Source organism: Citrobacter sp. H12-3-2, assembly GCF_009649895.1.
Taxonomy (GTDB): Bacteria; Pseudomonadota; Gammaproteobacteria; order Enterobacterales; family Enterobacteriaceae; genus Citrobacter; species Citrobacter portucalensis.
In genome coordinates this window covers 4,151,287-4,177,453 of the sequence record NZ_CP045837.1, presented here as the reverse complement: position 1 = coordinate 4,177,453, position 26,167 = coordinate 4,151,287, and the positions used below count along the sequence as shown (strand labels likewise).

Annotated in this window: 24 protein-coding genes and 1 other annotated feature; of the genes, 18 read left to right on the top strand and 6 right to left on the bottom strand. The window is 53.6% G+C overall.

Annotated features, from left to right (window positions below; translation table 11 throughout):
* Positions 1-234 precede the first annotated feature (234 nt).
* The 4 genes from deoC to deoD all read left to right on the top strand — a co-directional run bounded on the left by deoC (position 235) and on the right by deoD (position 4,671).
* The gene (gene deoC, locus GHC22_RS19860; protein WP_003019042.1) at positions 235-1,014 is read left to right on the top strand and encodes a deoxyribose-phosphate aldolase; all 780 of its coding nucleotides are present in this window, start codon (positions 235-237) and stop codon (positions 1,012-1,014) included.
* A 135-nt stretch (positions 1,015-1,149) separates the two neighbouring features.
* Complete coding sequence (gene deoA / locus GHC22_RS19855; protein WP_016151609.1) at positions 1,150-2,472, top strand: thymidine phosphorylase; 1,323 nt, start codon at positions 1,150-1,152, stop codon at positions 2,470-2,472.
* Positions 2,473-2,523: 51 nt separating this feature from the next.
* Positions 2,524-3,747, top strand: a complete 1,224-nt coding sequence (gene deoB, locus GHC22_RS19850) for a phosphopentomutase (RefSeq protein WP_003019037.1) — start codon at positions 2,524-2,526, stop codon at positions 3,745-3,747.
* Positions 3,748-3,951: 204 nt separating this feature from the next.
* Positions 3,952-4,671: a purine-nucleoside phosphorylase gene (gene deoD, locus GHC22_RS19845; RefSeq protein ID WP_000224864.1), complete on the top strand. Its 720-nt coding sequence runs from the start codon at positions 3,952-3,954 to the stop codon at positions 4,669-4,671.
* 150 nt (positions 4,672-4,821) lie between these two features.
* Here the strand turns inward: deoD and lplA are convergent, their stop codons facing one another.
* Together lplA and GHC22_RS19835 are read right to left on the bottom strand one after the other, a co-directional pair.
* Positions 4,822-5,838 (bottom strand): lipoate--protein ligase LplA, encoded by a 1,017-nt coding sequence (gene lplA / locus GHC22_RS19840; protein WP_153753765.1) that lies wholly within the window; start codon positions 5,836-5,838, stop codon positions 4,822-4,824.
* A gap of 37 nt (positions 5,839-5,875) precedes the next feature.
* Positions 5,876-6,517, bottom strand: coding sequence for a YtjB family periplasmic protein (locus GHC22_RS19835; protein WP_003829948.1), 642 nt, complete (start codon positions 6,515-6,517; stop codon positions 5,876-5,878).
* 115 nt (positions 6,518-6,632) lie between these two features.
* On the opposite strand from GHC22_RS19835, the gene serB reads away from it, so the two are divergent.
* The 3 genes from serB to nadR all read left to right on the top strand — a co-directional run bounded on the left by serB (position 6,633) and on the right by nadR (position 10,385).
* Entirely contained in the window at positions 6,633-7,601 is a 969-nt protein-coding gene (gene serB, locus GHC22_RS19830) for a phosphoserine phosphatase (RefSeq protein ID WP_003829946.1), read from the top strand.
* Between the two features lie 83 nt (positions 7,602-7,684).
* Entirely contained in the window at positions 7,685-9,067 is a 1,383-nt protein-coding gene (gene radA / locus GHC22_RS19825) for a DNA repair protein RadA (RefSeq protein ID WP_003829944.1), read from the top strand.
* Positions 9,068-9,155: 88 nt separating this feature from the next.
* Entirely contained in the window at positions 9,156-10,385 is a 1,230-nt protein-coding gene (gene nadR, locus GHC22_RS19820; protein WP_003829942.1) for a multifunctional transcriptional regulator/nicotinamide-nucleotide adenylyltransferase/ribosylnicotinamide kinase NadR, read from the top strand.
* A 249-nt stretch (positions 10,386-10,634) separates the two neighbouring features.
* On the opposite strand, the gene ettA is transcribed toward nadR, so the two are convergent.
* Positions 10,635-12,302: an energy-dependent translational throttle protein EttA gene (gene ettA, locus GHC22_RS19815; RefSeq protein ID WP_003829940.1), complete on the bottom strand. Its 1,668-nt coding sequence runs from the start codon at positions 12,300-12,302 to the stop codon at positions 10,635-10,637.
* A 207-nt stretch (positions 12,303-12,509) separates the two neighbouring features.
* Here ettA and sltY point away from each other — a divergent pair, with 207 nt between their 5' ends.
* Together sltY and trpR are read left to right on the top strand one after the other, a co-directional pair.
* The gene (sltY, locus tag GHC22_RS19810; RefSeq protein WP_057067007.1) at positions 12,510-14,447 is read left to right on the top strand and encodes a murein transglycosylase; all 1,938 of its coding nucleotides are present in this window, start codon (positions 12,510-12,512) and stop codon (positions 14,445-14,447) included.
* 89 nt (positions 14,448-14,536) lie between these two features.
* The gene (gene trpR, locus GHC22_RS19805; RefSeq protein ID WP_003837292.1) at positions 14,537-14,863 is read left to right on the top strand and encodes a trp operon repressor; all 327 of its coding nucleotides are present in this window, start codon (positions 14,537-14,539) and stop codon (positions 14,861-14,863) included.
* Between the two features lie 55 nt (positions 14,864-14,918).
* On the opposite strand, the gene yjjX is transcribed toward trpR, so the two are convergent.
* A complete protein-coding gene (gene yjjX / locus GHC22_RS19800) occupies positions 14,919-15,434 on the bottom strand; it encodes an inosine/xanthosine triphosphatase (RefSeq protein ID WP_008786139.1) in 516 nt (171 codons plus the stop codon).
* Positions 15,435-15,505: 71 nt separating this feature from the next.
* On the opposite strand from yjjX, the gene gpmB reads away from it, so the two are divergent.
* Positions 15,506-16,153 carry a 2,3-diphosphoglycerate-dependent phosphoglycerate mutase GpmB gene (gpmB, locus tag GHC22_RS19795; RefSeq protein WP_003019006.1) on the top strand — a complete coding sequence of 216 codons (648 nt, stop codon included), beginning with the start codon at positions 15,506-15,508 and terminating at the stop codon, positions 16,151-16,153.
* On the opposite strand, the gene robA is transcribed toward gpmB, so the two are convergent.
* The gene (gene robA, locus GHC22_RS19790) at positions 16,150-17,019 is read right to left on the bottom strand and encodes an MDR efflux pump AcrAB transcriptional activator RobA (RefSeq protein WP_003829933.1); all 870 of its coding nucleotides are present in this window, start codon (positions 17,017-17,019) and stop codon (positions 16,150-16,152) included. The genes gpmB and robA overlap by 4 nt on opposite strands.
* 211 nt (positions 17,020-17,230) lie before the next feature.
* Between robA and creA the strand changes: the two genes are divergently transcribed.
* From creA to creD, 4 genes are read left to right on the top strand one after another with little or no spacing between them, the layout of a single operon-like run.
* Positions 17,231-17,704 (top strand): protein CreA, encoded by a 474-nt coding sequence (gene creA, locus GHC22_RS19785; protein WP_003018998.1) that lies wholly within the window; start codon positions 17,231-17,233, stop codon positions 17,702-17,704.
* A 12-nt stretch (positions 17,705-17,716) separates the two neighbouring features.
* On the top strand, positions 17,717-18,406 hold the full coding sequence (gene creB / locus GHC22_RS19780; protein ID WP_153753764.1) for a two-component system response regulator CreB: 690 nt from the start codon (positions 17,717-17,719) through the stop codon (positions 18,404-18,406).
* Entirely contained in the window at positions 18,406-19,830 is a 1,425-nt protein-coding gene (creC, locus tag GHC22_RS19775; protein ID WP_153753763.1) for a two-component system sensor histidine kinase CreC, read from the top strand. Before creB ends, creC begins: the two co-directional genes overlap by 1 nt.
* 57 nt (positions 19,831-19,887) lie before the next feature.
* Positions 19,888-21,249 (top strand): cell envelope integrity protein CreD, encoded by a 1,362-nt coding sequence (creD, locus tag GHC22_RS19770; RefSeq protein WP_060682779.1) that lies wholly within the window; start codon positions 19,888-19,890, stop codon positions 21,247-21,249.
* Between the two features lie 60 nt (positions 21,250-21,309).
* On the opposite strand, the gene arcA is transcribed toward creD, so the two are convergent.
* A complete protein-coding gene (gene arcA / locus GHC22_RS19765) occupies positions 21,310-22,026 on the bottom strand; it encodes a two-component system response regulator ArcA (protein WP_001194359.1) in 717 nt (238 codons plus the stop codon).
* Positions 22,027-22,121: 95 nt separating this feature from the next.
* Here arcA and yjjY point away from each other — a divergent pair, with 95 nt between their 5' ends.
* From yjjY to thrA, 4 genes are all read left to right on the top strand, one after another.
* The gene (gene yjjY / locus GHC22_RS19760) at positions 22,122-22,262 is read left to right on the top strand and encodes a protein YjjY (protein WP_042998021.1); all 141 of its coding nucleotides are present in this window, start codon (positions 22,122-22,124) and stop codon (positions 22,260-22,262) included.
* A 399-nt stretch (positions 22,263-22,661) separates the two neighbouring features.
* Positions 22,662-23,348 (top strand): tRNA/rRNA methyltransferase, encoded by a 687-nt coding sequence (locus GHC22_RS19755; protein ID WP_003829762.1) that lies wholly within the window; start codon positions 22,662-22,664, stop codon positions 23,346-23,348.
* Positions 23,349-23,554: 206 nt separating this feature from the next.
* Positions 23,555-23,681 (top strand) — a sequence feature (Thr leader region).
* Positions 23,560-23,625, top strand: a complete 66-nt coding sequence (thrL, locus tag GHC22_RS19750) for a thr operon leader peptide (protein WP_032337689.1) — start codon at positions 23,560-23,562, stop codon at positions 23,623-23,625. It overlaps the preceding feature by 66 nt.
* Positions 23,682-23,704: 23 nt before the next feature.
* Positions 23,705-26,167, top strand: coding sequence for a bifunctional aspartate kinase/homoserine dehydrogenase I (thrA, locus tag GHC22_RS19745; RefSeq protein ID WP_153753762.1), 2,463 nt, complete (start codon positions 23,705-23,707; stop codon positions 26,165-26,167).

Sequence of the window (26,167 nt, the reverse complement as noted above, 5' to 3'; positions counted from 1 at the left end):
TAACGCCATTGTAGAAAGCAACGCCGCCGCAACCTTTGATCCGGATGCGCCTGATGCCACCGCATCCCTTTAGAAAAGGTGATTTATTTGAAGTAGATCTCATTAGAGTAATGCAAATCTGTATGTGGTTTTCATTAACTGTGATGTATATCGAAGTGTAATAGCGAGCGGATGTTAGAATACTAACAAACTCGCAAGGTGAAATTTTATACGGCGATGCCGTTGGAGAATGTTATGACCGATTTAACAGCAAGCAGCCTGCGTGCACTGAAACTGATGGACCTGACCACCCTGAATGACGACGACACCAATGAAAAAGTGATCGCGCTGTGTCATCAGGCGAAGACTCCGGTTGGCAACACTGCCGCAATCTGTATCTATCCGCGTTTCATCCCTATTGCGCGTAAGACCCTGAAAGAGCAGGGCACGCCGGACATCCGCATTGCAACCGTAACCAACTTCCCGCATGGCAACGACGACATCGAGATTGCGCTGGCTGAAACCCGCGCGGCGATTGCTTACGGCGCAGATGAAGTTGACGTGGTGTTCCCGTACCGTGCGCTGATCGCCGGTAACGAGCAGATTGGTTTCGATCTGGTTAAAGCCTGCAAAGACGCGTGTGCGGCGGCAAACGTGCTGCTGAAAGTCATCATCGAAACCGGTGAGTTGAAAGAAGAAGCACTGATTCGCAAAGCGTCTGAAATCTCCATCAAAGCCGGTGCTGATTTCATCAAAACCTCTACCGGTAAAGTGCCGGTCAATGCGACGCCGGAAAGCGCACGCATCATGATGGAAGTGATCCGCGACATGGGTGTTTCTAAAACTGTAGGTTTCAAACCGGCTGGTGGCGTGCGCACTGCAGAAGATGCACAGCAGTTCCTGGCGATTGCCGATGAACTGTTTGGCGCTGACTGGGCTGATTCTCGTCACTACCGTTTTGGCGCATCCAGCCTGCTGGCGAGCCTGCTGAAAGCGCTGGGTCACGGCGACGGCAAGAGCGCAAGCAGCTACTAAGCCTTATATTGCCGGAGCTGTAGCGACGTAGGCCGGATAAGGCGTAGCCGCCATCCGGCATTAAGACGACTGCCGGGTGGCGCGTTGCTTACCCGGCCTACAACGGCCTTCTACTCTTTTCCCCTGGGGGTTACCGTGTTTCTCGCACAAGAAATTATTCGTAAAAAACGTGATGGTCATGCGCTGAGCGATGAAGAAATTCGTTTCTTTATCAATGGTATTCGCGACAACACCATCTCTGAAGGGCAAATCGCCGCCCTGGCGATGACCATTTTCTTCCACGATATGACAATGCCTGAGCGAGTTTCGCTGACCATGGCAATGCGTGATTCAGGAACCGTGCTGGACTGGAAAAGCCTGCAGCTGAACGGCCCGATTGTGGATAAACACTCTACCGGCGGTGTAGGTGACGTAACGTCACTGATGTTAGGCCCGATGGTCGCAGCGTGCGGCGGCTATATTCCGATGATCTCCGGGCGTGGCCTGGGGCATACCGGCGGTACGCTCGATAAACTGGAAGCGATTCCTGGATTTGACATCTTCCCGGACGACGCGCGCTTCCGTGAAATTATTAAAGACGTGGGTGTGGCGATTATTGGGCAAACCAGCTCGCTCGCACCGGCGGATAAACGTTTTTATGCCACCCGCGATATTACCGCGACGGTGGATTCCATCCCGCTGATTACCGGTTCCATTCTGGCGAAAAAACTGGCGGAAGGGCTGGATGCGCTAGTGATGGATGTGAAAGTGGGCAGCGGCGCCTTTATGCCGACCTACGAGCTTTCTGAAGCTCTTGCTGAAGCGATTGTCGGTGTGGCAAACGGTGCGGGTGTACGTACCACCGCGCTGTTAACCGATATGAATCAGGTGCTGGCCTCCAGCGCAGGTAACGCGGTCGAAGTTCGCGAAGCGGTGCAGTTCCTGACCGGTGAATACCGCAATCCACGTCTGTTAGACGTCACCATGGCGCTGTGCGTGGAAATGCTGATCTCCGGCAATCTGGCGAAAGATGACGCCGAAGCCCGTGCGAAATTGCAGGCGGTGCTGGACAACGGTAAAGCGGCAGAGATTTTTGGTCGCATGGTTGCGGCGCAAAAAGGCCCGACCGATTTCGTCGAAAATTATGCGAAGTATCTGCCGACGGCAATGCTCAGCAAAGCGGTATATGCTGATACCGAAGGCTTTGTCAGCGCGATGGATACCCGCGCGCTGGGGATGGCGGTCGTTTCCATGGGTGGCGGTCGTCGTCAGGCTTCGGACACCATTGATTACAGCGTTGGCTTTAGCGATATGGCGCGTCTGGGCGACAGCGTAGACGGACAACGCCCGCTGGCGGTGATCCACGCGAAAGACGAAGCCAGCTGGCAGGAAGCGGCGAAAGCGGTCAAAGCGGCAATTAGCCTTGACGATAAAGCGCCAGAAATTACACCGACAGTCTATCGTCGTATTACCGAATAACTGTATACTGATCTGATCGCTTTTTTGCGGCGCAGATGTATGGAGAACAAGATGAAACGTGCATTTATTATGGTGCTGGACTCCTTTGGTATTGGTGCGACTGAAGATGCGGATCGCTTTGGCGACGTAGGTTCAGACACTATGGGACACATTGCAGAAGCCTGTGCGAAAGGTGAGGCTGACAATGGTCGCAAAGGTCCACTGAATCTGCCTAACCTGACCCGTCTGGGCCTGGTGAAAGCTCACGAAGGTTCTACCGGTAAAATTGCTGCTGGTATGGACGGTAACGCGGAAGTGATTGGTGCCTACGCATGGGCGCATGAACTTTCTTCCGGAAAAGACACGCCGTCTGGCCACTGGGAAATCGCGGGTGTCCCGGTTCTCTTTGATTGGGGTTATTTCTCCGATCATGAAAACAGCTTCCCGCAGGAACTGCTGGATAAACTGGTAAAACGTGCCAACCTGCCAGGCTACCTCGGCAACTGCCACTCTTCCGGTACCGTGATCCTGGATCAACTGGGTGAAGAGCATATGAAAACCGGCAAGCCGATTTTCTATACCTCCGCTGACTCCGTGTTCCAGATTGCCTGCCACGAAGAGACGTTTGGCCTGGATAAACTCTACGAGCTGTGCGAAATCGCACGTGAAGAGCTGACCGAAGGTGGTTACAACATCGGTCGTGTTATCGCACGTCCGTTCATCGGTGATAAAGCCGGTAACTTCCAGCGTACCGGTAACCGTCACGACCTGGCCGTTGAGCCGCCAGCACCGACCGTGCTGCAGAAACTGGTCGACGAAAAAGACGGTCACGTGGTTTCCGTCGGTAAAATTGCGGATATCTACGCTAACTGCGGCATCACCAAAAAAGTGAAAGCCACCGGTCTGGACGCGCTGTTCGACGCCACCATCAAAGAGATGAAAGAAGCAGGTGATAAGACCATCGTCTTCACCAACTTCGTTGATTTCGACTCTTCCTGGGGACATCGTCGCGATATCGCCGGTTATGCTGCGGGCCTGGAACTGTTCGACCGCCGTCTGCCTGAGCTGATGGAGCTGGTGGGTGAAGATGACATTCTGATCCTGACCGCTGACCACGGCTGCGACCCAAGCTGGACCGGCACTGACCACACCCGTGAGCACATCCCGGTACTGGTCTACGGCCCGAAAGTGAAACCAGGTTCTTTAGGTCACCGTGAAACCTTCGCGGATATCGGTCAGACGCTGGCGAGCTACTTTGGTACGTCACCGATGGACTACGGTAAAAACATGCTGTAATACCCGTTGTCTTTCGCGCTGTAGATGCGTTGACTTCATTCGCTCACCCCGGTCACATAGTGAATCTATGCTCCCGGGGATTCACGAATTCGTCGCCTTCCTACAACGCGAAATCCTTAGGGTATTTCACTGTTTTACATACGTTTTGTAGGCCTGATAAGGCGTAGCCGCCATCAGGCAATAACAACGAAATAAGGACAAAAAATGGCAACTCCACATATTAATGCAGAAATGGGTGATTTCGCTGACGTCGTATTGATGCCGGGCGACCCGCTGCGTGCAAAGCATATTGCTGAAACTTTCCTCGAAGATGTTCGTGAAGTGAACAACGTTCGCGGCATGTTAGGTTTTACCGGTACTTACAAAGGCCGTAAGATCTCCGTTATGGGTCACGGTATGGGTATCCCGTCCTGCTCCATCTACACCAAAGAGCTGATCACCGATTTCGGCGTGAAGAAAATCATTCGCGTAGGCTCCTGCGGCGCTGTGCGTATGGACGTTAAACTGCGTGACGTGGTTATCGGTATGGGCGCCTGCACCGACTCCAAAGTTAACCGTATCCGTTTTAAAGATCATGACTTCGCTGCTATCGCTGACTTCGACATGGTGCGTAACGCGGTTGATGCGGCAAAAGCACTGGGTGTAGACGCGCGCGTGGGCAACCTGTTCTCTGCTGACCTGTTCTACTCTCCGGACGGTGAAATGTTCGACGTGATGGAAAAATACGGCGTGCTGGGCGTGGAAATGGAAGCGGCGGGCATCTACGGTGTTGCTGCGGAATTTGGTGCAAAAGCGCTGACCATCTGCACCGTTTCCGACCATATCCGTACTCACGAGCAGACCACTGCCGCTGAACGTCAGACGACCTTCAACGACATGATCAAAATCGCGCTGGAATCCGTTCTGCTGGGCGATAAAGAGTAAGGGTTGTTGTGGCCCGGTGGCGCTTCGCTTACCGGGCCTACGGGAATGCCGCTATTAATGCCTGATGGCGCTTCGCTTGTCAGGCCTACAGGAGCGGTCTTGTAGGCCGGATAAGGCGTAGCCGCCATCCGGCAATTCGCCACTAATCGCTTAACGCACGGCCTTCGCCACCCACGCCGCCAGTTCACGCAGCTCGCTTTCCTGATCCGGATATTCCGTAACCAGCGCTTCGCAAGTCTGCTGTAAAACATCGGCGCGATACTGGCAGCCCTGTAGCCGCTCCGCCAGCGCTTCTAACGGCGCGGGATTGAGACTGTCGGTAAACACCTGTGAGCGCGTGATATGACCTTTTTCGACGTCGAAATGCAGCTCAACGCCACCCCAGGTGAAACGCTCGTCCAGCAGATGCGAGAAAGCAGGTGCCTGACCAAAATTCCATTCCCAACTGCTCTGGCGGGCAAAGGTTTCGGCAAAATTTGGCAGGTCCGGCGTTTTATCTGGTGAGATCACTTCCGCTTCAACGCGTTCGCCATAATGAGCAAAAAAGGCTTCCGTGATGGCCTGACAGACCTGTTCATGGGTGATGCCCGGTAACAGTTCCGTCAAATTCGCCACCCGTGAGCGGACAGAGGTGATCCCCTTTGCCGCGAGTTTCTTTTTGTCGGGATTGAGATAATTTGCCAGGCGGCTGAGATCGGCATTTAGCAGCAGCGTGCCGTGGTGGAATCCGCGATCTTTCGTTTCCCGATAAGCAGAGCCTGAAACCTTGCGATCGCCGTCTGGCGTTTTCACAACCAGATCGTTACGCCCGGAGGCATCAGCCGTCACACCCAGAGAATTCAATGCGTTGAGGACAATCGCGGTGGAAATGGTTTTGTCGTACTCCGGTTTACCGGCCATAAAGGTAAAGCAGGTATTACCTAAGTCATGGAACACCGCGCCGCCGCCGCTGCTACGGCGGGCGAGCCGCACGTTGTCTTCCTCCATACGGCGGGTATTACACTCTTTCCACGGGTTTTGCGCCCGGCCAATCACCACCGTATCGGCGTTACGCCACAAGAACAGGACGCGCTGCGTGGCGGGCATCTGGCGAAAAATGCACTCTTCGACCGCGAGGTTAAACCACGGATCATAAGAGTCTGAGATAAGCAGGCGTAGTGTAGTCATGGTTGATTTCCCTTCTGTTTTACAGTTTTTACTGCTTTTACTCTTTTTTCTCGTTGTCTTCTTCCTGCACCGGTTTGTTGGCGGTCAACAGGAAAGGGGATTGCTGCCAGCGGGTACGCTTGCCTTGCAATAAGGTACGGGTGAGCACGACGCCAATCGCCAGCGCCAGCAGCAGCATCAGGCGTAAGATATTGGTGGTGTTATCTACCTGCTTCGCCTCGGTGGCGAGGGTGTGGGTATCCAGCGTCAGACGCAAATAGCCCAGCGGACCATTTTTCCCCTGAATGGGTTCGACAATCTGCTGGTTAAAATAACCCCCGGCTTTTTTGCCGTCGAGCGCCAGTCGGTCACGAACGTTGACGCTCTCGCCGGTGCGCGTAATCAGGTCTCCCTGTTCATCGTATACGCCAGCGTCCAGAATACGGCTACTTTCCGTCAGCTGTGTGAGTACCGCTTTGATGCGTTTTTCATCCGGCGTTTCGGTACGCATTAGCGGAGCAACATTTAGCGCCACCTGGCGGGCCAGCGTACGGGCCAGCTCTTCGAGCTGCGGATTACGCTGCTGCTGGTGACTTTGACTAAACCAGGATGCGCCCTGCATCAGGGCGACGAGCAGCGCAAGACAGAACAATACAATCACTGCACGATGAAGTCGGAATTTCAGTTTTGCGCGAGCCATATTCCACCTGCTGAAAATTTGAGACTTAATGTTGCCAGAAGCGCTGGTTACAGGGTAGCCTCATGCGTTATTTTCCCCTGATGATTCCGACCCGAACGATTTTACAGGAGCTTTAATGCCTAACATAACCTGGTGCGATCTACCTGAAGATGTTTCTCTGTGGCCAGGTCTGCCTCTCTCTTTAAGTGGCGATGAAGTCATGCCGCTGGACTACCACGCGGGCCGCAGTGGCTGGCTGCTGTACGGTCGTGGTCTGGATAAACAACGTTTAACGCAATACCAGAGCAAACTGGGTGCAGCGATGGTGATTGTTGCTGCCTGGTGCGTCGAGGATTATCAGGTGATTCGCCTGGCGGGTTCGTTAACGCCGCGCGCGGCAAAACTGGCGCATGATGCCAAACTGGATGTTGCCCCGTTAGGCAAAATTCCGCATCTGCGCACACCGGGTTTACTGGTGATGGACATGGACTCAACGGCAATCCAGATCGAATGCATTGATGAAATTGCTAAACTGGCTGGAACCGGTGAGATGGTTGCGGAAGTCACGGAACGCGCAATGCGCGGCGAACTGGACTTTACCGCCAGCCTGCGTAGTCGCGTGGCGACGCTGAAGGGTGCTGATGCCAATATTCTGCACCAGGTGCGCGAAACGCTACCGCTGATGCCAGGCCTGACACAGCTGGTGTTAAAACTGGAGACGCTCGGCTGGAAAGTGGCTATTGCCTCTGGCGGCTTTACCTTCTTTGCCGATTACCTGCGTAATAAACTGCGTCTGACGGCGGCTGTGGCAAACGAGCTGGAGATCATGGACGGTAAATTTACCGGCAACGTGATCGGCGATATCGTCGATGCCCAGTACAAAGCCAATACCCTGACCCGCCTGGCACAAGAATATGAGATCCCGATGGCGCAGACGGTGGCGATCGGCGACGGTGCTAACGATCTGCCGATGATCAAAACGGCCGGGCTGGGTATTGCGTATCATGCTAAACCGAAAGTGAATGAAAAGACGGAGATTACTATCCGCCACGCTGACCTGATGGGCGTGTTCTGCATTCTCTCCGGCAGCATGAACCAGAAATGATTAAATTGCCTGATGGCAGGGTGTCCGTAGGCCGGATAAGCGCCTGCTCCATCCGGCAAAAGCGTTAACGAAAGAGGTAAAACGTGGCCAAAGCTCCAAAACGCGCCTTTGTTTGTAATGAATGCGGGGCCGATTACCCGCGCTGGCAGGGGCAATGCAGCGCCTGTCAGGCCTGGAATACCATTACCGAGGTGCGCCTTGCCGCATCGCCAACGGTGGCGCGTAACGAGCGGCTCAGTGGCTATGCCGGGAATGCGGGCGTGGCAAAAGTGCAGAAGCTGTCTGACATCAGCCTTGAAGAACTGCCGCGTTTTTCCACTGGATTTAAAGAATTTGACCGCGTGCTGGGCGGCGGTGTGGTACCCGGCAGCGCTATTCTGATTGGCGGTAACCCCGGCGCGGGGAAATCAACGCTGCTGCTGCAAACGCTGTGCAAGCTCGCTGAGCAGATGAAAACTCTGTACGTCACCGGTGAAGAGTCACTGCAGCAGGTGGCGATGCGTGCGCACCGGCTCGGTTTGCCGACAGCGAATCTGAATATGCTGTCGGAAACCAGTATCGAACAAATTTGCCTGATTGCCGAAGAAGAACAGCCGAAGCTGATGGTGATCGACTCCATTCAGGTAATGCACATGGCGGATATTCAGTCTTCGCCGGGCAGCGTGGCGCAGGTGCGTGAAACGGCGGCTTACCTGACGCGCTTTGCCAAAACGCGCGGCGTGGCGATTGTGATGGTCGGCCACGTCACCAAAGACGGCTCGCTGGCCGGGCCGAAGGTGCTCGAACACTGTATTGACTGTTCGGTACTGCTCGACGGTGACGCCGATTCCCGTTTCCGTACTCTGCGTAGCCATAAAAACCGCTTTGGCGCGGTGAACGAACTGGGCGTCTTTGCCATGACCGAACAGGGCCTGCGTGAAGTCAGCAACCCTTCCGCTATCTTCTTAAGCCGTGGCGACGAGGTCACCTCCGGCAGTTCGGTGATGGTGGTCTGGGAAGGTACGCGCCCGCTGCTGGTAGAGATTCAGGCGCTGGTCGATCACTCAATGATGGCGAACCCGCGTCGCGTGGCGGTCGGTCTGGAACAGAACCGTCTGGCGATTCTGCTGGCGGTGCTGCATCGTCACGGTGGCTTGCAGATGGCGGATCAGGACGTGTTTGTTAACGTAGTCGGCGGCGTAAAAGTCACTGAAACCAGCGCCGACCTGGCGTTGCTGCTGGCAATGGTCTCCAGCCTGCGTGACAGACCGCTGCCACAGGATTTAGTGGTCTTTGGCGAAGTGGGGTTGGCGGGCGAAATCCGTCCGGTACCCAGCGGACAGGAGCGTATTTCGGAAGCGGCGAAGCACGGCTTTCGCCGGGCGATTGTCCCTGCCGCTAACGTACCGAAAAAAGTACCGGAAGGCATGCAGGTCTTTGGCGTTAAGAAGCTTGCGGATGCGTTAAGCGTGTTTGACGACCTATAATCAAATACCCGTACATACTGATTTTGTAGGCCTGATAAGCGAAGCGCCATCAGGCAGTGTTACGCGATTTTTCCAGCAGGAGGCTCTTGTGTCATTTGAATATCTGAAAACCGCCATAAAGCAAAAGGGCTGTACCCTGCAACAGGTGGCGGATGCCAGTGGCATGACCAAGGGATACCTAAGCCAACTGCTGAATGCCAAAATCAAAAGCCCCAGCGCGCAGAAGCTGGAGGCGTTGCACCGCTTTCTCGGTCTGGAGTTTCCGCGCCAGCAGAAAAATATCGGTGTGGTATTCGGCAAGTTTTATCCGCTGCACACCGGCCATATCTATCTTATCCAGCGCGCCTGTAGTCAGGTCGATGAACTGCATATCATCATGGGTTATGACGACACGCGCGATCGCAGCCTGTTTGAAGACAGTGCCATGTCGCAACAGCCTACGGTGCCCGATCGTTTACGCTGGCTGCTGCAAACCTTTAAGTATCAGAAAAATATCCGTATTCATGCCTTCAACGAAGAAGGCATGGAGCCGTATCCGCACGGCTGGGACGTGTGGAGCAACGGGATCAAAACGTTTATGCAGGAGAAAGGGATCCAGCCAAACTGGATCTACACCTCTGAAGAATCAGATGCCCCGCAGTATCTCGAACATCTGGGGATCGAAACCGTGCTGGTGGATCCTAAGCGGACGTTCATGAGCATCAGCGGCGGGCAAATCCGTGAAAACCCGTTTCGCTACTGGGAGTATATTCCGACCGAAGTGAAGCCGTTTTTCGTGCGCACCGTGGCGATCCTCGGCGGGGAGTCGAGCGGTAAATCGACGCTGGTGAACAAGCTCGCCAATATTTTTAATACCACCAGTGCGTGGGAATACGGGCGTGATTATGTCTTCTCCCATTTGGGCGGCGATGAGATGGCGTTGCAGTATTCTGACTACGATAAAATCGCCTTAGGACAAGCGCAATACATTGATTTTGCTGTTAAATACGCCAATAAAGTGGCGTTCATCGACACCGATTTCGTGACCACTCAGGCCTTCTGTAAAAAGTATGAAGGGCGTGAACACCCGTTTGTGCAAGCGCTTATTGATGAGTATCGCTTTGACCTGGTGATCCTGCTGGAAAACAACACCCCGTGGGTGGCGGATGGCTTACGCAGCCTTGGAAGCTCAGTTGACAGAAAAGCGTTTCAGACGCTGCTGGTCGAGATGCTGCAGGAAAACAATATCAATTTTGTGCACGTTCAGGAGCCTGACTACGACGGCCGCTTCCTGCGCTGTGTGGAGCTGGTGAAAGAGTTGATGGGCGAGCAGAGGTAGGTTTTAATGCCGGATGCGCTGCGCTTATCCGGCCTACAAGTCGCACTAACCTCGTAGACAGGATGGCGCTGCGCTTATCCGGCCTACAAGTCGCACTAACCTCATAGACAGGATGGCGCTGCGCTTATCCGGCCTACAAGTCGCACTAACATCATAGACAGGATGGCGCTGCGCTTATTCGACCTACAAGTCACACTAACCTCGTAGGCCGGATAAGGCGTAACGCCGCCATCCGGCACTTAACGCTAATTACTTAGAAATACGCTTGTACTTAATACGTTTCGGCTCCAGCGCATCGGCGCCCAGCGTACGTTTCTTGTACTCTTCGTATTCGGTAAAGTTACCTTCGAAGAACTCAACCTTACCTTCATCCTGGTAATCCAGAATGTGGGTGGCGATACGGTCGAGGAACCAACGGTCGTGCGAGATAACCATCGCGCAGCCCGGGAATTCCAGCAGGGCGTTTTCCAGCGCGCGCAGGGTTTCGATATCCAGGTCGTTGGTTGGTTCATCGAGCAGCAGCATGTTGCCGCCAACCTGCAGCAGCTTCGCCAGGTGCAGACGACCACGCTCACCACCGGACAGCTCGCCGACGCGTTTGCCCTGATCCACACCTTTGAAGTTGAAGCGGCCCACGTAGGCACGGCTTGGCATCTCGGTGTTGCCGATTCGCATGATATCCAGCCCGCCGGAAACTTCTTCCCACACGGTTTTGCTGTTGTCCATGGCGTCACGGAACTGGTCAACGGAGGCCAGTTTGACGGTTTCACCCAGCGTGATGGTGCCGCTGTCAGGCTGTTCCTGACCGGACATCATACGGAACAGGGTAGATTTACCCGCGCCGTTCGGACCGATGATGCCGACAATTGCGCCTTTCGGTACGGAGAAACTCAGATCGTCGATCAGAACGCGATCGCCGTAGGATTTACGCAGATTGGTGACTTCAACGACTTTATCGCCCAGACGTGCCCCAGGTGGAATAAACAGTTCGTTGGTTTCGTTACGTTTCTGGTATTCGGTGTTGTTCAGCTCTTCAAAGCGTGCCAGACGGGCTTTACCCTTAGACTGACGACCTTTAGCGCCCTGACGCACCCACTCCAGCTCTTTCTCAATGGATTTACGGCGAGCCGCTTCCTGAGAAGCTTCCTGGGCCAGACGCTGATCTTTCTGTTCCAGCCAGGAAGAGTAGTTACCTTCCCACGGAATACCTTCACCACGGTCCAGCTCCAGGATCCAGCCCGCAACGTTGTCGAGGAAGTAACGGTCGTGGGTAATCGCCACTACGGTGCCTTCGAAGTCGTGCAGGAAGCGTTCCAGCCACGCGACGGATTCCGCATCCAGGTGGTTGGTCGGTTCGTCGAGCAGCAGCATGTCTGGTTTTTCCAGCAACAGGCGGCACAGCGCAACGCGGCGGCGTTCACCACCGGAGAGATTCTCAATTTTAGCGTCCCAGTCCGGCAGACGCAGGGCGTCAGCGGCACGCTCAAGCTGCACGTTCAGGTTATGGCCGTCGTGCGCCTGGATAATTTCTTCAAACTTGCCCTGTTGTGCGGCCAGTTTATCGAAGTCGGCGTCCGGCTCGGCGTACTTGGCGTAAACTTCATCCAGACCTTTCAGTGCACTAACCACTTCGGCAACCGCTTCTTCAACGGATTCACGAACGGTATGTTCTGGGTTCAGTTTTGGTTCCTGCGGCAGGTAACCGATTTTAATGCCTGGCTGTGGGCGAGCTTCACCTTCGATATCGGTATCAATACCGGCCATGATGCGCAGCAGGGTAGATTTACCCGCACCGTTCAGACCGAGAACACCGATTTTGGCGCCAGGGAAGAAGCTCAGTGAGATGTTTTTAAGAATATGACGTTTCGGCGGAACGACTTTGCCGACACGATGCATGGTATAAACGAATTGAGCCACGTGGACTTCGCCTCTTTTATAGTGATGAATAGAGTTTTCAAAGGCGAAGTGTAGCCTTTTTCATTGCTCAATCCCAGCCAGCAGATCTCACTCGCAACAAAAGTAAAAAAGTGTCCGTGACGTGGCGCATTCTGCAATGTCTGGTTAGCATGAATTAATTAAGCGGCATGATGCTGCACAGACGTAACATGAGAAGAGGAAGAGCTTGTGGACAAAGCCAATCAATTTACCTGGCGCCTGCTGGCAGCCAGCGTATGTCTGCTGACGGTCAGTCAGGTGGCGCGAGCCGACTCCCTGGATGAGCAGCGCAATCGTTATGCGCAAATCAAGCAAGCCTGGGACAACCGACAGATGGATGTCGTAGAGCAGATGATGCCCGGCCTGAAGAACTATCCTCTGTACCCGTATCTGGAATATCGTCAGATCACTGACGATCTGATGAATCAGCCCACCATTACCGTTACCAATTTTGTGCGTGCCAATCCGACACTGCCCCCTGCGCGTACGCTGCAATCGCGTTTCGTGAATGAACTGGCGCGCCGCGAAGACTGGCGTGGACTGCTGGCGTTCAGCCCGGAAAAACCGGGTACCACGGAAGCGCAATGTAACTATTACTTCGCGAAATGGAGTACCGGGCAAACCGAAGAAGCCTGGCAGGGCGCGAAAGAGCTATGGTTGACCGGGAAAAGTCAGCCGAACGCCTGTGACAAATTATTTGGCGTATGGCGCGCCTCAGGCACTCAGGATCCGCTGGCGTATCTGGAGCGTATTCGTCTGGCGATGAAAGCCGGGAATACCGGTCTGGTGACGGCGCTGGCCGGACAGATGCCCGCGCAATACCAAACCATTGCCTCTGCGATCATCTCGCTGGCCAACGATCCGAATTCGGTGATGACTTTTGCTCGCACCACTGGTGCCACGGATTTCACCCGACAGATGGCGGCGGTCGCCTTTGCCAGCGTGGCGCGTCAGGATGTGGAAAACGCCCGCCTGATGATCCCGTCCCTGGTACAGGCGCAACAGCTTAATGACGAGCAAACCCAGGAGCTACGCGATATTGTTGCCTGGCGTCTGATGGGCAATGACGTCACCGACGAGCAGGCCAAATGGCGTGATGATGCGATTATGCGCTCCAATTCCACCTCGCTTGTGGAGCGTCGCGTGCGCATGGCGCTGGGAACCGGCGATCGTCGTGGCCTGAATACGTGGCTGGCACGTCTGCCAATGGAAGCAAAAGAAAAAGACGAGTGGCGCTACTGGCAGGCTGATCTGCTGCTGGAGCGCGGACGTGATGCGGAAGCCAAAGAGATCCTGCACCAGCTTATGCAGCAGCGTGGTTTCTATCCGATGGTGGCGGCACAGCGCCTGGGCGAAGAGTATGAGTTGAAAGTGGATAAAGCCCCAGCCAACGTTGACTCTGCGTTAACTCAGGGCCCGGAAATGGCGCGCGTACGCGAGCTGATGTACTGGAACATGGACAATACCGCACGCAGTGAATGGGCGAATCTGGTCACCAGCCGCACCAAGTCTGAGCAGGCTCAACTGGCGCGTTACGCGTTCAATAATCACTGGTGGGATCTGAGCGTGCAGGCGACGATCGCCGGTAAGCTGTGGGATCATCTGGAAGAGCGCTTCCCATTGGCCTATAAAGATCTGTTTACCCGTTACACCAGCGGCAAGGATATTCAGCCAAGTTATGCGATGGCGATAGCGCGTCAGGAAAGCGCCTGGAACCCGAAAGTGAAATCACCGGTCGGCGCCAGCGGGCTGATGCAGATTATGCCGGGCACGGCGACGCATACGGTGAAAATGTTCTCGATTCCAGGTTACAGCAGTCCAAGCCAGCTACTGGATCCTGATACCAACATCAACATTGGTACCAGCTATTTGCAGTACGTATATCAGCAATTCGGCAATAACCGCATCTTTGCGTCGGCAGCCTATAACGCCGGTCCGGGACGCGTTCGCACCTGGCTTGGCAATAGCGCTGGCCGCATTGATGCTGTGGCGTTTGTCGAAAGTATTCCATTCTCAGAGACGCGTGGTTACGTGAAGAATGTGCTGGCTTATGATGCGTACTATCGCTATTTCCTCGGCGATAAACCGGAGTTGATGAGCGACGCAGAATGGCAACGTCGTTACTGATCGTGTCGATTGTGTTATGCTATCGTACTCGTTAAAGAGTACAAAAGGGGGAAGCAAGCACGCTTCCCCCGCAACGATGGCGATATCTTATGACTCAGCAATCACCCTATTCAGCAGAGATGGCAGAACAACGTCACCAGGAGTGGTTACGTTTTGTCGATCTACTTAAACACGCCTACGAACAAGATTTACACCTGCCACTGCTCAATTTGATGTTAACGCCGGATGAGCGTGAAGCGTTGGGCACGCGTGTGCGTATTATTGAAGAGCTGCTGCGCGGCGAGATGAGCCAGCGTGAGCTTAAAAACGAGCTCGGGGCGGGGATTGCCACTATTACGCGGGGGTCGAACAGCCTCAAATCCGCACCGGTGGATTTGCGTCAGTGGCTGGAGCAGGTGTTGCTCGGGAAAAATTGATCCGCCGGATGCGGCTTTGCCTTATCCGGCCTACGATTGAACATCCGGCACAATGCTATAAATACACCGCGTTATGAAACGGGCTGAGCGCCAGAATCACCGCCTGGTGATAGACGCTTGAGCGCGTCAGCTTGCCCGCGGTAAAAACGCCGATTGCGCCTTCTTTACGGCCAATTTCATCAATACCCGTATAGTCCGACATCACCGGGCCGAGTGCTTCACCTTTGCGGACTCTGTCGAGAATGACAGTCGGCAATGGCAGCGTGGCTGAACGGGCTTCACCGCGCTGAATGCCGTTATCAATCACCACCCAACTAAAGGTGGCATCGTCGTCAATTCCTGCTTCAATGGCGACCCAGAAATCAGCCTGCGGGTGCAGGCGGCGAGCGTTATCAACGCGATTTCGTGCGCCAGTGCGCGTTTCCTGGTTTCCGAAAGGTTGTTCCGGCACGCCACTCTCGACGGCGACGGGTTCAATATGGCAGGATCCTTCCCCGAAAATCTCTTCAAATGCCCGCAGAATTGCCTGAATTTTGGCAGGATTGGTGGTCGCAGAGATAACCTTGTGCATAATTAAGCTCAGTTTGAAAATTCATCGCAGAGTCTACTCAAAGTATGACGAGTATATAACGGAAAAAAAGCATGTTACAGGTATACCTTGTTCGCCATGGCGAAACGCAGTGGAACGCCGAGCGACGTATTCAAGGCCAGTCAGACAGCCCACTAACCGCTAAAGGTGAACAACAAGCCATGCAGGTGGGAGAACGCGCCCGCTCGTTTGGTATTACGCATGTCATCAGTAGCGATCTTGGTCGTACACGACGCACCGCAGAAATCATCGCCCAGGCCTGCGGCTGTGATATCACCTATGATTCTCGTCTGCGTGAGCTGAATATGGGGGTGCTGGAAAAACGTCACATCGATACGCTGACGCCAGAGGAAGAGGGCTGGCGTCGCCAGTTGGTGAACGGCACGGTGGATGGTCGTATTCCGGAAGGGGAATCGATGCAGGAGCTGAGCGATCGCGTCAATGCGGCGCTGGCATCCTGTCTGGAGCTGCCGCCGGGAAGTCGTCCACTGCTGGTCAGCCACGGTATCGCGCTGGGTTGCCTGGTGAGCACAATTCTGGGATTACCGGCATGGGCTGAACGTCGCTTGCGTCTGCGCAACTGTTCAATTTCTCGCGTTGATTACCAGGAAAGCTTATGGCTGGCGCCGGGATGGGTCGTTGAAACGGCAGGGGACATCTCACATCTGGACGCCCCTGCGTTGGATGAACTACAGCGCTAGCGGCGAATCGGAATCAGGAATTCGCAGCGCAGGTTGATCGGGCGATCTCCCGCTTTGGCATCTTCTGCCGGGTAGTATCGCTCGATATCCTGTCCTTTACGGCGCGTCAGGTTCAGCATCGGCATGCATGTGCCGTAAACCGTCAGGATAAACTCTTGCACGCCGGTTCCCAGCCCTTCGTAGGTAAACATCACGTACTCGCCACCCTGTAACAGGATAGGCTGCGCCGACGGCACATAGCCATTGGCCTGTTCCGGCGTCAGTGCTGTGGTGTAAAACACTTCCTGTTCGTCGTCTTTTTCAATGCTCGGACGCGTTTCGTTAAGCCCGTACAGCACTGGCGGGATCGCCGGAGCCTGAGCAAGGAAGTCGCGCCAGAACTGAATACGCATTTCATGACGGAAATCTGAAATCTGTTCCAGCGAGCAGGAATAGCTTTGCGTGGTGCCGAGCAGTTGCGTATCTTCCAGGGTGACAAACTCGTGCGCAGGCATCGTAAATTCACCCAGTCGCATTGGCGGGCGAATACCGAATGCGCTCCATTCCGGTGAACGGCGATACAGCGCTGGTGTCTGCGAAAATTGTTTCTTGAATGCGCGAGTAAAAGTTTGTTGAGAGTCGAAGCGATATTGCAGCGCAATATCCAAAATTGGACGCGCAGTCAGGCGCAGCGCCACTGCGGATTTCGATAAACGACGGGCGCGGATATAGGCGCCAATAGCATGGCCCGTCACGTCCTTAAACATTCTCTGCAGGTGCCACTTGGAATAGCCCGCTTTTGCCGCCACATTGTCAAGCGACAAAGGCTGATCCAGATGACCTTCCAGCCAGATTAATAGGTCGCGAATAATGCCAGCCTGATCCATAAAATATCCTCATCCTTTCAACAACGAGTACCTGACGTCAGGTATGAGGATAATAGCATTTTTTGCTGTTTTAGCATTCAGTGTTTTTTTTGCTCATAAGTGCTTTTTTCGGACATACGAAAGCGTGATTATTGTAATCCTGTGATCTGTATACATTTTATCTTAGAATGTTTAATAATTACGCAGAACAACTTTTAAGAATGGTAACAATATGAAATATAAGAGCTTAGTCATTTCCTCAATTCTGCTGATGTTGGCGCAGGTCGCCCATGCGGAGCAGATTGGATCTGTCGATACGGTGTTCAAAATGTTTGGGCCGGATCATAAAATTGTGGTCGAAGCGTTTGACGATCCGGATGTTACCAATGTGACCTGTTACGTGAGTCGTGCGAAGACCGGCGGCATCAAAGGTGGACTGGGGCTGGCGGAAGATACCTCCGATGCCGCCATCTCTTGCCAGCAGGTTGGGCCGGTAGAACTGAGCGACAGAATCAAGAACGGTAAAGCTCAGGGCGAAGTGGTATTTAAGAAACGTACCTCGCTGGTGTTTAAATCTTTACAGGTCGTGCGTTTTTACGATGCGAAACGTAATGCGCTGGCCTATCTGGCCTATTCAGATAAAGTGGTCGATGGATCGCCCAAAAATGCCATTAGCGCGGTACCCATCATGCCGTGGCGGCAATAACAAGGAAGCACAATGCAACAGCCGTTGATCTGGTTGGTTGAGGATGAGCAGGGAATCGCTGATACGCTTATCTACATGCTGCAACAGGAAGGGTTTAGTGTAGAGGCGTTTGAGCGCGGATTTCCCGTGCTGGAGAAATCTCGCCAGCAATGCCCTGATGCCATCATTCTGGATGTCGGGCTACCGGATATCAGTGGTTTTGAACTGTGCCGACGTTTACTGGAACGCCACCCGGCGTTGCCGATCCTCTTTCTGACCGCGCGCAGCGATGAAGTGGATCGCCTGTTGGGGCTGGAAATTGGCGCAGATGACTATGTTGCCAAGCCTTTCTCGCCGCGTGAGGTGTGCGCTCGTGTGCGTACGCTGCTGCGGCGGGTGCAAAAATTCTCCACGCCTTCATCGACGACGCGCTGTGGGGATTTTGAACTTAATGAGCTGGCCGCGCAGATTACCTGGTTCGGCATGCCGTTGAACCTGACGCGCTATGAATTCCTGCTGCTGAAAACATTGCTGATGTCGCCGGGACGTATTTACTCTCGCCAGCAGCTGATGGATTTAGTCTGGGCAGACGCGCAGGATACCTTTGACAGAACGGTTGATACTCACATCAAAACGCTGCGTGCCAAGCTGCGGGCTATCAATCCGGAGCTTTCCCCCATCAATACACATCGCGGTATGGGATACAGCCTGAGGAATTGCTGATGCGCATTGGCATGCGTTTGCTGCTCGGCTATTTTCTGATTGTCGCGGTCGCCGCCTGGTTTGTTCTGTCGATCTTTGTGCAGGAAATTAAGCCAGGCGTTCGTCGGGCGACCGAAGGTACTCTAATTGATACCGCCACGCTGCTGGCTGCACTGGCGCGTGATGACGTGCTCTCTGACTCACCGGCTAACGGCAAGCTGGCGCAGGCATTTGCGCAGCTGCATAACCGCCCATTTAACGCCAACATCAGCGGCATTAACAAAGTGCGTAATGAATACCATGTCTACATGACGGACGCGCAGGGCAAGGTGTTGTTTGATTCAGCTAACCAGGCCGTCGGTCAGGACTACTCCCGCTGGAACGATGTGTGGTTAACGCTGCGTGGGCAGTATGGCGCCCGCAGCACGCCGCAAAACCCGAACGATCCGGAAAGCTCGGTGATGTACGTTGCCGCGCCGATCGTAGACGGTGGGCGTATTATCGGCGTGCTCAGTGTCGGCAAACCAAATGCGGCGATGGCACCGGTGATTAAACGCAGTGAACGGCGAATGCTGTGGGCCAGCGCCGTATTGCTGGGCATTGCCCTGGTGATTGGCTTCGGGATGGTATGGTGGATAAACCGATCCATTGCCCGGCTGGCGCGTTATGCCGACTCCGTTACCGAGAATCGCCCCGTCCCACTGCCTGATTTAGGCAGCCGCGAGTTACGCAAACTGGCGCAGGCGCTGGAAAGTATGCGTCTGAAGCTCGAAGGCAAGAACTACATTGAGCAATATGTCTACGCGTTAACGCATGAGCTGAAAAGTCCGCTGGCGGCCATTCGTGGCGCGGCAGAGATATTGCGCGAAGGCCCGCCGCCAAACGTGGTAGCGCGTTTTACCGATAATATTCTGACGCAAAATGCGCGCATGCAGGCGCTGGTCGAAACTTTGCTGCGCCAGGCGCGACTGGAGAATCGACAGGACATTACGTTGACGGCGGTGGAGGTAGATACGCTTTTTGCTCAGCTCAAAGAGGCGCGTAGCGTGCAGCTGGCGGCAAAAAACATTACGCTGACCATTCTGCCTTCATCGCTTAGCGTCGCTGCCGATCCCGCGTTACTGGAGCAGGCATTGGGGAACTTGCTCGACAACGCTATCGACTTCACGCCACAGGGCGGGACGATTACGTTGAGCGCGCATCAGCAGGAGGAGCTGGTCACATTGCAGGTTACCGACAGCGGTAGCGGGATCCCTGATTTTGCGTTGCCGCGTATTTTTGAGCGCTTCTACTCGCTGCCCCGCGAGAATGGACACAAGAGCAGCGGTTTGGGGCTGGCGTTTGTCAATGAAGTTGCACGACTGCATGAAGGTACGGTGACATTATCTAACCGACCAGAGGGCGGCGCCCAGGCCTCGTTTACGCTTCACCGTCACTTCACATAACTTCAAATTCTCCGCACATAGCTGTTCTACCTTGCTGATATTGCAAAGGAGAACGCTATGTTTAAATCACCCCTGTTTTGGAAAATCGTCACCTTAGGCGGCGCCATATTATTGCTGTTAATACCACTGACGATGGTCAGGCAGATAATCGTTGAGCGATCGGATTATCGCGATGAAGTCGAAGATGCTATCCGTCAGAGCACCAGCGGGCCGCAAAAGATGGTCGGGCCGCTGATAGCCATTCCGGTGACAGAGCTTTACACCTCGCTGGAGGATGGCAAAGAGATCCAGCGTAAGCGCAGCTATATCCATTTCTGGCTGCCGGAGTCGCTGGTGGTTGAGGGGAATCAGAACGTTGAAGCGCGTAAAATCGGTATTTACGAAGGCCAGGTCTGGCACAATGACCTCTCGGTGAAGGCTGAGTTTAACGCCGAACGCTTGCGCGATTTAAACCATCCCAATGTCAGCGTCGGCAAACCGTTTATCGTGGTTGGCGTGGGGGATGCGCGCGGGATTGGTGTGGTGCAAGCGCCGCAGGTCAATGGGGAATCGCTGGCCGTTGAGCCAGGGACGGGGCTGGATGGGGGAGCTCAAGGGATCCACATACCGCTACCTGACGCGAGCTGGGCGGAGCAAAACCTGAGCATGGTGCTGTCGTTGAATTTGAGCGGAACCGGAGATTTCTCCGTTGTTCCGGTTGGCCGTAACAGTGAAATGACTTTAACCAGCAACTGGCCGCATCCCAACTTTCTGGGGGATTTCCTCCCGGCGAAGCGCGAAATCAGCGAGTCAGGATTTAAGGCCCAGTGGCAAAGCAGCTGGTTCGCGAATAACCTCGGCGAACGCTTTGATGGCGAAAAGATTGGCTGGAAGGGAATGCCTGCATTTAGCGTTGCCGTCGCCACGCCAGCGGATCAGTATCAGTTAACGGACAGGGCTACCAAGTATGCCATCCTGCTGATTGTACTGACCTTTATGTCTTTCTTCGTGCTTGAAAGTATGACCAGCCTGCGTCTGCACCCGATGCAGTATCTGCTGGTGGGGCTATCGCTGGTGATGTTTTATCTGCTGCTGCTGGCATTGTCTGAGCACATTGGGTTTACGGCGGCGTGGATTACAGCAAGCCTGGTAGGCGCGTTAATGAACGGGGTGTATCTGCAGGCGATATTACAGAGTTGGCGGAACAGTATTTTATTCACCGTGGCGCTGCTGGGGTTGGATGGGGTGATGTGGGTGCTGCTACGTTCACAGGACAGCTCTTTACTGCTGGGAACCGGCGTGCTGTTGGTCGCGTTGTGTGGCGTGATGTTCCTGACGCGTCATCTTGACTGGCACTCGCTGGCACAGCCAAAACCAAAACCGACAGAAATTCCGGAGCCTCTGCCTGCGCAGAGTGACGAGTTTCGCTTATGGAAATAGGGCGGAGGGGAAATGAAAAACGGCGCATAATGCGCCGTTTTTTTACCTGTGAGGATTGAATTAATCCTGCAGGTCGCCGCAGAAACGGTAGCCTTCACCGTGAATGGTGGCGATGATTTCTGGCGTATCCGGCGTAGATTCGAAATGTTTACGAATGCGGCGGATAGTCACGTCAACGGTACGGTCATGCGGCTTCAGTTCGCGACCGGTCATTTTTTTCAGCAGTTCTGCGCGAGACTGGATTTTGCCCGGATTCTCACAGAAGTGAAGCATTGCACGGAATTCGCTGCGTGGCAGTTTATACTGCTCGCCGTCAGGACCAATCAGAGAGCGGCTGTTGATGTCCAGCTCCCAGCCGTTGAACTTGTAGCTTTCGACGCTACGGCGTTCTTCGCTGACAGTACCCAGGTTCATGGTACGGGACAGCAGGTTACGAGCACGGATAGTCAGTTCGCGCGGGTTAAACGGCTTGGTGATGTAATCGTCTGCGCCGATTTCGAGGCCGAGAATTTTATCGACTTCGTTATCACGGCCCGTCAGGAACATCAGCGCAACGTTAGCTTGTTCGCGAAGTTCGCGCGCTAACAGGAGGCCATTTTTCCCAGGCAGATTGATATCCATAATCACAAGGTTGATGTCATATTCAGAGAGAATCTGATGCATTTCCGCGCCATCTGTCGCTTCGAATACATCATAGCCTTCTGCTTCGAAAATGCTTTTCAACGTGTTGCGTGTTACTAACTCGTCTTCAACGATAAGAATGTGCGGGGTCTGCATGTTTGCTACCTAAATTGCCAACTAAATCGAAACAGGAAGTACAAAAGTCCCTGACCTGCCTGATGCATGCCGTAAATTAACATGATCGGCGTAACATGACTAAAGTACGTAATTGCGTTCTTGATGCACTTTCCATCAACGTCAACAACATCATTAGCTTGGTCGTGGGTAGTTTCCCTCTGGACCCGACAGTGTCAAAAACGGCTGTCATCCTAACCATTTTAACAGCAACATAACAGGCTAAGACATGCCGGACACCCAATAAAACTACGCTTCGTTGACATATATCAAGTTCAATTGTAGCACGTTAACAGTTTGATGAAATCAACGTATCCAAATGTTTGCTTTCATCACAAAATTGCAATATTACAACTAGTTGCACGAGCTAATTAATAAATGTAATGAATCCAACCAATGCGATCCATTTTAAAATAAATTATCATGGATAAACAGAGGGATATACAACTTTTGTTAACATAAAAAGCAATAGTACAGTTTGGAAATAGTTTAGCATTTTTTACCGGATGCGAAATCCTTTTTCAGTGACTTCTGTTAAAAAAATGTAAATTTGCGCTGCGTAATATGTTGACGTGCGTCACATTATTACTTGCAGACTGACCAAAAAGAGTATCGAAATGCGTTTAACAATTATTCTGGTTGCCCCTGCCAGAGCGGAAAATATTGGTGCGGCTGCCCGTGCGATGAAGACCATGGGATTCACTCAATTACGTATCGTTGACAGCGAGGCGCACCTGGAACCCGCCACGCGATGGGTCGCGCATGGATCGGGCGACATTATTGATAATATTAACGTTTTTCCAACGTTAGCCGATGCGCTTCACGACGTTGATTTTACCGTTGCGACCACCGCGCGTAGCCGGGCGAAGTTCCATTATTACGCCACCCCGGTCGAACTGGTTCCCCTGTTACAGGAGAAATCCACGTGGATGGAACATGCAGCGCTGGTGTTTGGTCGTGAAGATTCGGGGCTGACCAATGAAGAATTAGCGCTGGCAGATGTACTCACCGGTGTACCGATGGTCGCTGACTATCCTTCACTCAATTTGGGGCAGGCGGTGATGGTGTATTGCTATCAATTAGCAGGTTTAATACAACAACCGGCCAAAAACGTTGAGGTGACGGATGAGCTTCAGCTGCAGGCATTGCGCGCACGCGTTTTGCGTTTATTAGCCACGCTGAACGTTTCTGACGACATCAAGCTGACGGACTGGTTGCAACAGCGAATGGGCCTGTTAGGGCAGCGAGACACGGCAATGTTGCACCGTTTTTTACATGATATAGAAAAAAACATCACAAAATAAAATTTCGATCAGTTTTTGTTACGTGGTTTTTTATTCTGGCTTCAAGTGGGGGGAACATGCTGTTTTGGTTGAAAGTAAAAGGGCAAGCAGTCGCTCGTGAACAAGTTTCGGAATGTGATCAATTTAAAAATTTATTGACTTAGGTCAGCAGATACTTTAACCCTAAAAGAATACAGCACAGACAGATAATAATTACAGAGCACACAACATCATGAAACGCATCAGCATCACTATTACCACAACCATCACCATTACCACAGGTAACGGTGCGGGCTGACGCGTACAGGAAACACAAGAAAAAGCCCGCACCTAAACAGTGCGGGCTTTTTTTTCGACCAAAGGCAATGAGGTAAACCATGCGAGTGTTGAAGTTCGGCGGTACATCAGTGGCAAATGCAGAGCGCTTTCTGCGGGTTGCCGATATTCTGGAAAGCAATGCCAGACAGGGGCAGGTCGCGACCGTTCTCTCTGCCCCCGCAAAAATTACCAACCATCTGGTGGCAATGATTGAGAAGACCATCGGTGGTCAGGATGCTTTAGCTAATATCAGCGACGCCGAACGCATTTTCTCTGAACTGCTGGTGGGTCTGGCCGCCGCACAGCCGGGTTTCCCCCTGGCTCCGCTCAAAGCCTTTGTTGAACAAGAATTTGCCCAGATTAAGCACGTCCTGCACGGTATCAGCCTGCTGGGACAGTGCCCGGATAGTATCAATGCCGCGCTTATCTGCCGTGGTGAAAAAATGTCGATCGCCATCATGGCAGGCCTGCTGGAAGCGCGCGGGCACAACGTGACGGTCATTGACCCGGTGGAGAAATTGCTGGCAGTAGGCCATTACCTCGAATCTACCGTTGATATCGCCGAATCTACGCGCCGCATCGCCGCCAGCCGTATTCCTGCGGACCACATGATTCTGATGGCAGGGTTTACCGCTGGAAATGAAAAAGGTGAGTTAGTGGTGTTGGGGCGTAATGGCTCTGACTACTCTGCCGCCGTACTGGCCGCCTGTTTGCGTGCCGATTGTTGTGAAATCTGGACCGATGTCGACGGTGTATATACTTGCGATCCGCGTCAGGTACCCGACGCCCGACTGCTTAAGTCGATGTCTTATCAGGAAGCGATGGAGCTTTCTTACTTCGGCGCTAAAGTGCTGCACCCGCGCACCATTACCCCTATTGCCCAGTTCCAGATCCCGTGCCTGATTAAAAATACCGGCAATCCGCAAGCGCCCGGTACGCTGATCGGTGCCAGCAGTGATGACGATGATTTGCCGGTAAAAGGTATTTCTAACCTCAATAACATGGCGATGTTTAGCGTTTCTGGCCCTGGAATGAAAGGCATGGTGGGCATGGCGGCGCGCGTTTTTGCCGCAATGTCGCGTGCGGGCATCTCGGTAGTGCTGATCACCCAATCCTCTTCTGAATACAGCATCAGTTTCTGCGTCCCGCAGGGCGACTGCGCGCGTGCGCAACGCGCCATGCAGGATGAATTCTACCTCGAGCTGAAAGAAGGCCTGCTGGAGCCGTTGGCGGTGACTGAGCGTCTGGCCATCATCTCTGTTGTTGGCGATGGTATGCGCACCCTGCGCGGCATCTCGGCGAAGTTCTTTGCCGCGCTGGCTCGTGCGAACATCAATATTGTAGCGATCGCCCAGGGCTCGTCTGAGCGTTCTATTTCGGTGGTGGTGAATAACGATGACGCGACCACCGGCGTACGCGTGACCCATCAAATGCTGTTCAACACCGACCAGGTGATTGAAGTGTTTGTGATTGGCGTAGGCGGCGTGGGCGGTGCGCTGCTGGAGCAGCTTAAACGTCAGCAAACCTGGCTCAAAAAGAAGCATATCGATCTGCGCGTGTGTGGCGTGGCGAACTCGAAGGCCCTGCTGACCAACGTCCACGGTCTGAATCTGGAAAACTGGCAGTCGGAGCTGGAGAGCGCGAAAGAGCCTTTCAACCTTGGGCGCTTAATTCGTCTGGTGAAAGAATACCATCTGCTCAATCCGGTGATTGTCGACTGTACGTCAAGCCAGGCGGTAGCGGATCAATATGCCGACTTCTTGCGTGAAGGCTTCCACGTGGTTACGCCGAACAAAAAGGCCAACACGTCGTCGATGGATTACTATCATCAGCTGCGTTTTGCCGCCGCGAAGTCTCGTCGTAAATTCCTGTACGACACCAACGTGGGCGCGGGCTTGCCGGTTATTGAAAACCTGCAAAATCTGCTCAGCGCAGGTGATGAACTGCAACGTTTTTCAGGCATCCTTTCTGGCTCACTGTCGTTTATTTTCGGCAAGCTGGATGAAGGCATGAGCTTCTCGCAGGCCACCACCCTGGCGCGTGAGATGGGCTATACCGAACCCGATCCGCGTGACGATCTTTCCGGTACGGACGTGGCGCGTAAGCTGCTGATCCTGGCCCGTGAAACTGGTCGTGAGCTGGAGCTTTCTGACATTGTCATTGAGCCGGTCCTGCCAAAAGAGTTTGATGACTCCGGTGATGTTTCCGCGTTTATGGCGAAATTGTCGCAGCTGGATGACGTCTTTGCCGCGCGCGTGGCGAAAGCCCGTGATGAGGGAAAAGTATTGCGCTATGTTGGCAATATCGAAGAGGACGGCGTTTGTCGCGTGAAAATTGATGCAGTAGACGGCAACGATCCGCTGTTTAAAGTGAAAAACGGTGAAAACGCGCTGGCGTTCTATAGCCACTATTATCAGCCGTTACCGTTGGTTCTGCGCGGATATGGCGCAGGTAACAATGTGACGGCGGCGGGCGTCTTTGCCGACCTGCTACGCACCCTTTCATGGAAGTTAGGAGTCTGA